Source organism: Vibrio sp. QJM3NY_26, from assembly GCF_057786005.1.
In genome coordinates, this window is sequence record NZ_CM173515.1 from 1,700,729 (window position 1) to 1,711,233 (window position 10,505).

At 45.3% G+C, this 10,505-nt stretch carries 8 protein-coding genes; 1 reads left to right on the plus strand and 7 read right to left on the minus strand.

The window, feature by feature from the left end:
* Positions 1-19: 19 nt before the first annotated feature.
* On the plus strand, positions 20-235 hold the full coding sequence (locus AC3CH4_RS07755) for a DUF6434 domain-containing protein (RefSeq protein WP_488543595.1): 216 nt from the start codon (positions 20-22) through the stop codon (positions 233-235).
* A 136-nt stretch (positions 236-371) separates the two neighbouring features.
* On the opposite strand, the gene AC3CH4_RS07760 is transcribed toward AC3CH4_RS07755, so the two are convergent.
* From AC3CH4_RS07760 to AC3CH4_RS07790, 7 genes are all read right to left on the minus strand, one after another.
* Entirely contained in the window at positions 372-1,895 is a 1,524-nt protein-coding gene (locus tag AC3CH4_RS07760) for an efflux transporter outer membrane subunit (RefSeq protein WP_488543596.1), read from the minus strand.
* Between the two features lie 2 nt (positions 1,896-1,897).
* On the minus strand, positions 1,898-5,017 hold the full coding sequence (locus tag AC3CH4_RS07765; protein ID WP_488543631.1) for an efflux RND transporter permease subunit: 3,120 nt from the start codon (positions 5,015-5,017) through the stop codon (positions 1,898-1,900).
* Between the two features lie 10 nt (positions 5,018-5,027).
* Positions 5,028-6,161: an efflux RND transporter periplasmic adaptor subunit gene (locus AC3CH4_RS07770; protein ID WP_488543597.1), complete on the minus strand. Its 1,134-nt coding sequence runs from the start codon at positions 6,159-6,161 to the stop codon at positions 5,028-5,030.
* 99 nt (positions 6,162-6,260) lie between these two features.
* Entirely contained in the window at positions 6,261-7,139 is an 879-nt protein-coding gene (locus tag AC3CH4_RS07775) for a LysR family transcriptional regulator (protein WP_488543598.1), read from the minus strand.
* 216 nt (positions 7,140-7,355) lie between these two features.
* Positions 7,356-8,015: a sugar transferase gene (locus AC3CH4_RS07780; protein ID WP_017083640.1), complete on the minus strand. Its 660-nt coding sequence runs from the start codon at positions 8,013-8,015 to the stop codon at positions 7,356-7,358.
* Between the two features lie 9 nt (positions 8,016-8,024).
* On the minus strand, positions 8,025-9,212 hold the full coding sequence (locus tag AC3CH4_RS07785) for a glycosyltransferase family 2 protein (protein ID WP_114633535.1): 1,188 nt from the start codon (positions 9,210-9,212) through the stop codon (positions 8,025-8,027).
* Entirely contained in the window at positions 9,209-10,309 is a 1,101-nt protein-coding gene (locus AC3CH4_RS07790; RefSeq protein ID WP_488543599.1) for a glycosyltransferase, read from the minus strand. Before AC3CH4_RS07790 ends, AC3CH4_RS07785 begins: the two co-directional genes overlap by 4 nt.
* Between the last annotated feature and the right edge of the window lie 196 nt (positions 10,310-10,505).

The window sequence follows — 10,505 nt, forward strand, 5'->3', positions numbered from 1 at the left end:
TTAGGAAGAGAGCAAAACCATGGTAAAGGTTGATTGGCACAAGAATAAGATTGATGATCATACCGTTATTACGGACAGTTACAAAACGACTCAGAACGTGCGTCGATATTTTAAGTCCAAGCTTGGTGAGCAGTTTAAATTTGACCGTGATTTTATGCAGTGGATGAACAATGCGACAGGATTGACTATGGGTGATGCCTTACAAGAGTGGGTGAAGCGTAACGATATAAAGTAACGGATTATCTTGTTGGTCAACTTATTTACCAGCTAGCCAGTTCATAAAAATACCGCCGTAATCAACGGCGGTATTTTTTGTTATGCTTATTACCTCATTCAGCACAGAACAAAACAAACAACAGAAAGCAGCAAGCCTAGTTAACGTGGGCTAATTCTACACTCTGCGTTTCATTAGCGACTTTCCAATCTCCACCTAACGCTTTATACACCGCAATCGTGGTGTTGGCGGTTTGAAGCTTGGCGGCGACTTGGCGATCTTGCATCGCTTTCTGTTGTCTTTGTGCGTCTAACACCGACAAGTAATCGACTAGGCCTGCTTTATAGAGCGACTTTGCTTTGCTTACAGCGTTATCGACGGCGAGGGTGGCTTCATCGATTCGCTTTTGGTTTTCTTGGCTACGACCATAGGCAAACAAGCTTGAATCGACTTCTGCAAAGGCGCTGTCTACCGAGTGTTGGTAGTTAAGCGCTGCAGAACGGAACCTTGCTTCGTTCATTTCAACCATGGCTTCACCTCGACCACCATCGAATACATTCCAACTGATACCGGCAGATGCCGCCCAACCAAATGAGTCGCTACTGAATAGGTCATCAAAACTTCCAGCCGTCAAACCTGGCGTACCCGTTAGGAAGAACTTTGGATAGCGATTAGCAATGCTTGCACCAAGTTCTTCGTTAATGGCTGCCATTTCTCGTTCTGCGATTCGGATGTCTGGGCGTTGTTCTAACAAGTCAGAAGGTAAACCTGTCGGAATCACATCGTTCATTCTCGGCAAAGTAAAGTCACCTACTAAACGTTGGTTTACGCTCGTGAGTGATTCGCCTAACAACACCGCCATACGTTGTTTGTGGACTTGCTCTGCTATTTCAAGTTGAGGAACAATAGATTCAGTCGCGGCAAGCATGGCTTTGGCTTGAGCAAGATCTAACTCCGAGCCGTAGCCGCTGCGAACCACTTTGGTGACCAGTTCTAAAGTCTGCTTTTGGTCGGAAATGTTCTCTAGTGCGATCGCTTTTCGCTCTTGAGCGCCGCGATATTGCAGGTAGTTGTGAATGACATCGGCAGTGATCAAGGTATTCAAACCCGATTGGAATATCTCGGCTTGTTCCACTCGAATCGTCGCGGCGTTGGATTGCTTATCGATACGTCCAAACAAGTCCATTTCCCATGCGATGCTTGCACCTAAGAATCCGCCATCGTGTTGCGCTTCCAGCAAAGACATCCCCGTAGCTGATTCAACCGCATCAGAGGCTCCAAATACCGGGCTGAGTAGGGAGTCGTTCTCACTTAATTGGTAGTTGTAATAACCGCCTCCGACATTGATGGTCGGGACTTTGAATGACTCCACAACGCTTTTATATGAGTTAGCCATGCTGATGCGTTCGGCGGCCAGTTTAAGTGGGATGTTCTGGCTTTGAACATCGGCCACTAATTGATTGAGCGTTGGATCATTGAACTGCATCCACCAATGATTGTGCTGTTCATTTTTGCTCACATCGCCTTGATTCACGTCGCTTTGGTTTACATCACCTTGGCTATATAAGAAGGTCTCAGCCATGGTCGTTTGTGGTTCTTCGTAATCGGGGCCAACCGCACAACCTGTCAGCAACAAGGCGAGGGCAATAGGAGCCACTTTAAACTTCGTTAATAGATACATGTTTATTGCTCCTTGTTGAATGAGGTTGGAGTGCCGCTGTTTGTAGACTGAGGTGTTGCATCAAGCACGATCACGGCGTCTTTGATGGCTTCTGCTACCGTCTTCTTTTCTTCGGTTCGATAGAAAAGCTTGTACAGCACAGGCATTACGAACAGAGACAACACGGTTGCTGCAGCCAAGCCACCGATAATGGTTGCCGCCATCTGGTCAAACAGTAGGTCACTGAGCAGCGGGATCATGCCTAGTGCTGTGGTGAGTGCGCCCATTGAGATCGCCATAGTACGGTTAACGGTTGCTTCTTTGATTGCATCAGATAGTGAGTGACCGTTTTTACGTTCAAGTTCAATTTGGTCCATCAATACAATACCGTTCTTGATGATCATACCGGTCAAGGTTACCGCGCCAATCAGCGCCATGAAGCCGAACGGTTTATCCAGCAGTAATAAGCTGAATGTTGCACCCGTCGCCGCAAGCGGTAGGGTGGTGAAGATGATCACTGGCTGTTTGAAGCCGTTAAACATCGCAACCAGGATAATTACCATTAACAACATCGCTTTAGGTAGCTGCTTAAGAATATCGCTGACGGCTTTGTGCTCGTCGTAATATTCGCCACCCCATTCCAAGTGGTAACCGTGTGGAAGGTGGATGGATTCAATTTGCTCTTTAACGGCATTTCTTACTGCTGCTGGTGTGGTGTAACGACCAACGCCAGCTTGTGCAGTGATGGTTTTTACTCGGTCACGACGCCAGATCATGGTCTCTTCACTGGTAAGCTCAAATCCATCGATGACTTGACCAAGTGGAACGCTGTGGATGCCCAACAAAGAGCGAACCGGTAAAGTTTCTAGCGATTGAATAGAGCTTTCTGTACCACGCAGTTGAATCGTCACCAGTTCGTCGTTTAAGTTCATACGACCCAGTGGCATGCCTTCTGATGCACGTTTCATCGCGAATGCAATATCTGCACGGTTAATGCCTGCAAGGCGCATCTTGTCTTGGTTGATGACAGGTTCTAACACTTTGCTCTTTTGACGCCAGTCGTCACGAACGTACTTGGTGTCTGGGTGTTGAGCGAATATAGCTTTCGCTTGCTCTGCTAATCCATGAAGCACCTCGACATCTGGTCCGGAGAAGCGCGCTTCAACACTGAATTTATCCGCCGTCGCCAATTTTAAGCTTATAAAGCGAGGGTCTGCATTTGGAAACTCTTCCATTAACCATTTATCACCACGTGCAATCAACGGGCTGAGTGAAGGGAAATCGGTAGCGTTAATCAATATCTGACCGTAAGCCGGGTCAAACGGTTCTGGCTCTATAGTCACTGAGAAGCGAGGAGCACCTGCGCCAACATAGGTTGAAATACTGTCGACTTCCGGCTGTTCTAACAACCATTGTTCGATGCGCTTCATATCCTCTGAGGTTTGTTCAACCTTGGCACCATTTGGTAGCCAGTAATCTAAGAACAGAATAGGTCTGTCGGCTTGTGGAATAAAGTTAACGGCAATGTTCGGGATAGCCAGTGCCGTCACTAAAATCAGCGGAATAAGCCCCGTCAGTGCTTTGAGTGGGTTATCTACTGTCCAGTTTACGCTTTTACGGTATAAGCTCACTTTGGTGTCGTCAGCTTGCTTAGTTGGCTTGATAAAGAACCAACACATCAAGGCTGTAAAAGTCATTGCGACTAGCCAAGACAGCAACAGTGAAGAGGCGATGATAAGGAATACTGAGCTAGCGAACTCAGCGGCATCCGTTTTTGAAAAGATAACAGGGCTTGCACCCATGATAGCGATAACTGTTGCGCCAAAGAGTGGTGTTGCTGTCTCTTTAACAGAGTCAATTGCGGCTTTGGTGCGGTCGATGCCTTTGTTGATTTTCACAATCATCATATCGGTGATGACAATGGCATTGTCCACCAACATGCCGAGGGCAAGAATGAAGGTACCTAGCGAAACTCGGTGTAAATCAATTGAAGTCATGTTCATGTAGGTAAGGGTCAGCAAGATAGTCAGCAGTAAGCTTGAGCCGACAATAGTTGCGCTCTTTAGCCCCATGAATATGGCTAGGACGATGAATACAATCGCGACACTCTCAAGCAAGTTGCTTACGAAGTTGTCGATTGATTTTTGAACTTCTTCCGGCTGGTTAGCTACCGTCGCGATATCAACGCCCAGTGGCAAAGTCGATTGGAAATCGCTGACGATTTGATTAATTTCATCGCCAAGTGATACCACGTTAACGCCGGTGACTGGACTCATCGCTAATGTGACTGCAGGTACACCGTTGTAACGGTTCTCTGTCATCATTGGTTCTTGGTAGCCCATTGTGACGTCTGCAATATCGCCTAAGCGGATTAAGCTGGTTCCTAATTCACTCACGCCGCCTTTGATCATCAGGTTTTTGATGTCGTCTAATGAACCGAACTCACTCGACTGTTGAACTCGGATTCGTTCAGTTCCTGCTGAAAACTTACCGGCATCGAACGCCATGTTTTGAGTATTCAGCTGCGACCAAACTTGTGTGATAGATAGGCCGTATTGCGCTAACCTTTCATCTGGGATGTCGATATGAACAACGCGTGGCTGAACGCCGTGTAATTCGATCTTCTTAATACCATCGACGGTTTTAATTCGACGTTGCAATTCTTCTGCGTAACGTCTTAGCTCAGCTGGCGATGCATCTTTACTGTGGATAGAGAAAAGCATGCCGTAGACTTCAGAGAACTCGTCTTGTACGACACTGATCTGTGCAGTCGAAGGCAATAACAGTTTCATGTCAGATACTTTGCGACGCAATAAGTCCCACTCTTGAGGAAGTGCTTTTGAATTAAGAGACTCTTTGAGATCGACAAACACCATCGACATGCCAGGGCGAGACAGTGAACGAAGTCGGTTTAATGACCCCATCTCTTGCAGTTTAGTTTCGACGGTATCAGTAACTTGCTGTTCCACTTCTTCCGCAGAAGCACCGGGGTAGAGCGTTACTACGACGGCCGTTTTGATGGTGAAGCTTGGATCTTCGAGCTTGCCAAGATCAAAGTAAGAAAACAGGCCTGCGATAACACTCAATGCAGTGAAAAACAGGATGAAGGTGCGTTGTTTGATCGCAAAATCAGCTAGATTCATCATGATTTACCTACAGACTCTTAACTTGAATATCGGAGAAGTGTTGGCCTTCCATGACGTACTGAGCACCACTCACCACGACGAAATCACCATCGTTGAGCGTTGATTCAACACATACGGTATTTTGGGACATCGAAACCACGTCCACAGTCACGCCATGAGCTTGCTCGTTCTTAACCGTGAACACTTGCTCGATGCCAGATTGATTCACCAACGCTGAATACGGTAAACAAAAATTGCTGCTAGCTTCGCCAAGTTGAGTTGTCAGTGTGACGGCTTTTCCTGGCAACACTGACTTGTTGGTTGTTTCTACATGGTAAGTTACCGCGTAGGTCTGTTTGATAAGGTGAGGTGACGTGGCAATTTCAGCGGCGTACCCAGTCAGCTTTTCCTCTGAGCCATACCAATTGATAACAGCGGTTTGATTCGGTTGGAACTCATGAATCAAGTTTTCTGGGACTTGGATTTTAACTTCAAGTTGTTCGGGGTTATGGATTGTGAAAACCGAAATACCCGGCAGGACTTGTTCGAACTGATCGAAGTTCGATGCGGCAACCACACCATCGAAGGGAGCGTGCAGTTGGGTATAACGAATCGAATCTTTCGCACGGCGTATGTTCTGTTCTACGACTTTAACCGCCGCTTCACTTCGTTCATAACCGCTGATTGCACGGTCTAGGTTAACATCGGCAATCGCATTATCAGCGATGGCTTGTTTTACTCGTACAAGTTCGGATTTCGCTAATTTGTGTGCAGATTTCGCTTCGAGTGCTCGTGCTTGTAACTCTTCTAACGCGACTTGATAATCATGAGGGTCTAACTGCGCTATTGGTTGGCCTTTCTTTACCGAATCACCAACCGAGACCATCATTTTTTGAATAGTGCCAGGTACACGAAACGCGACGCCAGCGGTTTCTGATGACTGCAATTTGCCTGTGAACGATTTTTCAACTTGATGAGAGAGAGGTTCAAGTTGGATAACTTGAATCGGGCGTGTTTGTTTTTGAGCTATCGTCGCCTCAGAGTCATTACAGCCAAACAGAGCGGTTAGGCTTAGTGCAATGATTGTGTATTTGAAGATAGGTGTCTGCTGAAAGATAGACGAACGCTGCAAAACAGATGAATGTTGAGATATAGGCTTCATGGATTACTCCTGTCAATTTATGGAGTAATTCTATCTTTCAGTCTTGTTTAGATAATCTAGTCTGCACGTGAAACACTGTCACATTATTCGTTACAATAACTATAATTTCGGAAGCTCTTGTAATAAAAAATCAATCAAAAGCTGTGCTGAATGGCTTAACGCTTTACGCTGAGGATAGAGCAGCCATGCTTCTTCTTCTTGAAGATTCTCGTCGGGGAACAGGTTAATCAGACTGCCGTCTTTAAGTTGCTGTCGTACCAAGAGTTCTGGTAACAACGCGATGCCTCTATGTCGAATTACACCGCCTTTCACGAAGCCAATGCTGTCGCTGACGACCGAAGGTTCAACTTTGATGATGTGATCTTTGATGTCCCATTGCTTATCGATGTCGCCACTTGGCCACCTGAAGCAAACAAATGGGTAATTGGTGAGCTCTCTTAGGTTTGAGGGCTTGCCTTGTTTCTCTAGAAACTCAGGGCTTGCGACAAAAATACGTTGGAGAACCATCACTTTACGAGCAACCACGTTAGCGTCGCTCAACGTACCACCATGCATAGCGAGGTCTAACCCTTGACGGTACATGTCGACAAAGCCGTTACTAATGTTGCGAATATCAAGCTCAACCTTGGGGTACATATCTTGGAATTTAAACAGAGTCGACTGCATGATGTCGCTGGTTTCAGGCAATAGACCAATCTTAACTTGCCCGTGTGCAACTTCTGAAAGGTTGGAAGCGACATGATTCGCTTTGTCGAGCGCACTTAATGCATTGAGTAGTTCTTTGTAATAGAGCTCGCCAGATTTGGTTAAGGAGAGGCTTCGTGTAGTTCTAAAAAACAGTTGAATGCCGAGAGACTTCTCAAGGTCGTTAATTCTACGGCTAACGTTAGCTCGGGGAAGGTCAAGTGCATTGGCTGCGGCAGTAAAACTACCCAGTTCGACTACAGTGGTAAACAGCTTAAGATCTGCGATTTTCATAACAACGGCATTTAATCGTTTTTAGAACAGTATGTTGGCATCGTATACCAATTGGATTTTAAAATCGAAGCGTTCTTGGGTTTGGCTTGTTTTAAGACAGTAAAAAGCCAGCTGATCAATCATTATCAAAGCTGGCTTTGTGTTCGCATGGGACAGACTGCTCTATTTTTCACCTTGGACTAGGCAGCTTGTTTTTTCACCTCACACCATATCAGTTTAACGACCTCGGCCGTCGACCATCACAATGATAGTTTTAGAAATGATGCTGAGATCAGCGGCAATCCAAGACTTAACAGAACATAGGCTTAATGCGTAACTATGGTCAAAGCCCACTTTACGACGTACATCATCAATACAGGTATCATAACCTTGATTTACTTGTGCAAGCCCCGTAATACCAGGCATTACGCCGTATGTACGGTCAGCAAAGTAAGGGATTTCGTTCTCTAGTTTGGTGTAAAAAGTAGGGCGTTCCGGGCGTGGACCAATTAGAGACATTTCACCTTTCAATACATTGAACAGCTGTGGGAGCTCATCAAGACGTGTCTTTCTCAAAAAGCGTCCAACGGGCGTAATTCGTGGGTCATTCGCGGTAGCCCAGACTGCGCCAGAACGCGTTTCTGCATCTTCGTACATGCTACGGAACTTCATGATTTCAAAGATTGCCATTTTCTCCGGCGTAGATTTACCGACACGCAATTGGCGGTAGAAAATAGGACCGCGAGAAGTAAGTGCAATTGCCATCGCTATCAATGGAAATACTGGCGCTAACAAAATCACCGCAATCAATGAACTAACGAAATCGAACGTACGTTTAGCACGTGAGATTTTGTATTGGTATAAGTTTTGAGTAGATAGCTGTTCAATGTTCATCATAATAAGTCCTTAATGATTCGCTCGTGTCCAAGGTGAGTTTTCTAGTCCGATTAGGTAACGAATGCCACCAATGAAGTTGGCATAGTGTCCAACTATCAAATAAGAGATTAATGAAATAGGTTTGTTTACTAGACGCTTTGGCAAGATACAACCAAGTACGCCAATGGTATAAACGGTAACTTGAGCCCATAACAGTGCTTCAAATACCAAGTAGTTACTAAGTAAGATGGAACACACTAAACACACGATCATTAAATATGGTGTTAGGAGGCGAAGTCCTTTTCCTGAGAAGAACGCAAACGCGATGCCCTTGAACTTAGGGCTGAACAAGCCAAACAATCGAATCGCTTGTTGCATGTTGCCCGCTGATATACGAAGTCTTCTTTTGAAGTCTGTTTCTAAATTTGATTCTTCTAGCTCTAATGCAACCATTTGGGTTTCGTATTCTGCGATGTAACCTTGTTTAACGATTTGCATCGGTAAGATGAAATCGTCATTAATAGTGTTGAGTGGAAGCAGTTCAAACAGGTGTGTTCTAAACAAGTAGAAAGCGCCATGAGAACCTAAGCTAGAACCTAATGATGCCTCAGATTCTTTAACGGCTGTTTGATACTGCCAGTAGGCGTTTTCACCTTCATTGCCTGTAGGGCATAGTTGATACGTTGCGTTTACCACACCAACCTTGTCACTTTCAAAATGAGCAGCTGCAATAAGCAATGCATCCAGTGAAATAAGGGCTGATACGTCACTTAGCGCCGTAATGTCGCTTTTTATACTTGTCACTTCTTCATTGATAACCGCAACTTTTCCTCGGTTGGTCTTGTGGTCATGTATCTCGAAATAGATATCGCTGCACATCGCTTCTTGAATCGTCATTTCGGCGATTTCTACCGTGTTATCAGTGCAGCCATCACAAGCAATAATCACTTGTAGCTTCTTTTTTGGGTAATCTAATGAAGCAAGGTTACGAACTTTATCTGCGATCCATTGCTCTTCGTTAAATGCCGGCACAAGAATGGTAATGGTGGGTAGTGTGCAATCTTGTTGTTCGTCTTTATAACAACGATGGCTCTCTTCAATTTGACGCGCCGGGTGACTTTTCGCATACCAACGCAGTAACAGTGGATAGGCAGCGTGATGGTAGACAATCAGCGCACCAGAGAATAAGCAAAGTCCTGCAAGCAACCAGTCGATCATGCGCAAACTCCTTTTGAGATATCGTTGTAAGATGCAACCATTTTTACAATGTCGAAGTTGTCGAGTACGTAACGACGAGGTGATAAAAAGCGTTCATTTTTCTTTTCTAATAGCGCACTAGCTAACCCCACAATGCTGCCGCTTTTGACGAGGGCGCCGCTGACTGGACATAAGGTTTCATCGACAGCTCCTACATTCATCGCGACGGTAGGGATGTTGCACGCCTGAGCTTCTAGTGTAGAAAGTGGCAGCCCCTCATGTCGAGAAGGTAAACAGAAGGTATCCAAAGCGCCGTAAAAGGTGGTCATGTCTTCAATAAGGCCAAGGAAGATCACACGGTCGCTCAAATTCAAGCGGTCAGTGAGTTGTTCCAGTTGCTTGCGTTTTGAACCATCACCAGCCAATGCGACAACGGTGTTAGTAGGAAGTAAGGTAAGCGCTTTAATCAGTTGGTCTTGACCTTTCACGTGTTCTAAACGTCCCGCACAACCTACGATGTGTTTATCGGTTGGTAGATCGAGTGTTGCTCTCGCGTTTGCTTTTGACATCGGTTTGAATTTCTCGCAATCCACACCGTTTTTAATCGTGATGATATTGTTGTATGAAAAGGCAGAGCGAAGTTGGTTGTAAACACGGGTTGCATCGGCCACCAAAGTTGGCTGAGCGGCTTTAAGTGCTAATGCTTGTAAGCGACGGCGTTTGTTATTTTTCAAATGCCATGCATCATGCTCAGTATGAATTCTAGTAGGAACCCCTGATACGCGGGCAGCGTAACCCGCGTAGAGCAGTGGGCCTATGTGATGCGTGTGAACAACATCAGGGCTAATTCCTCTAAATGCTTTGATGAGTTTTATGATGATGTTGAATTGAACACCGGGCTCTTTGTCTAAAAACACGATTTGGTTGTGGTAAGGCTTTAGCTTCGGCCAGTTTGTGATGGATTCTGCTTTCGTGCCTTCAAGACTGACGATCAACACTTGGTCTGTTGGTTTAGCAAGGCGAAGCAAATCTAAAGTTAGGGTTTCTAATCCGCCTGGGGCAAGATGTTGAACAACGTGTATGATCTTCTTGCCATGCTTTGTTATCTGGTTATTCATAATTTGGACCCTGCCTTTATAATTCTTGTTTCGCCTTTCTGACGTTTCTCTTGAAGTAACTTCTTTAAAACGTTTGACTACACAAGGAGATTGCAGGAGTTGTGCCAATTAAATAATTATTATATTTCAGTGGTTTATGGTGAATGGTTCTAGGGAGATTTTCGTTTCTCAAAATGGGAATCAAAACAAGATACGA

Bases quoted from the DNA above. Each gene is read 5' to 3' on its own strand.
- AC3CH4_RS07755 (WP_488543595.1), top strand. From the start codon at position 20: ATGGTAAAGGTTGATTGGCACAAGAATAAGATTGATGATCATACCGTT.
- AC3CH4_RS07760 (WP_488543596.1), bottom strand. From the start codon at position 1,895: ATGTATCTATTAACGAAGTTTAAAGTGGCTCCTATTGCCCTCGCCTTG.
- AC3CH4_RS07765 (WP_488543631.1), bottom strand. From the start codon at position 5,017: ATGAATCTAGCTGATTTTGCGATCAAACAACGCACCTTCATCCTGTTT.
- AC3CH4_RS07770 (WP_488543597.1), bottom strand. From the start codon at position 6,161: ATGAAGCCTATATCTCAACATTCATCTGTTTTGCAGCGTTCGTCTATC.
- AC3CH4_RS07775 (WP_488543598.1), bottom strand. From the start codon at position 7,139: ATGAAAATCGCAGATCTTAAGCTGTTTACCACTGTAGTCGAACTGGGT.
- AC3CH4_RS07780 (WP_017083640.1), bottom strand. From the start codon at position 8,015: ATGATGAACATTGAACAGCTATCTACTCAAAACTTATACCAATACAAA.
- AC3CH4_RS07785 (WP_114633535.1), bottom strand. From the start codon at position 9,212: ATGATCGACTGGTTGCTTGCAGGACTTTGCTTATTCTCTGGTGCGCTG.
- AC3CH4_RS07790 (WP_488543599.1), bottom strand. From the start codon at position 10,309: ATGAATAACCAGATAACAAAGCATGGCAAGAAGATCATACACGTTGTT.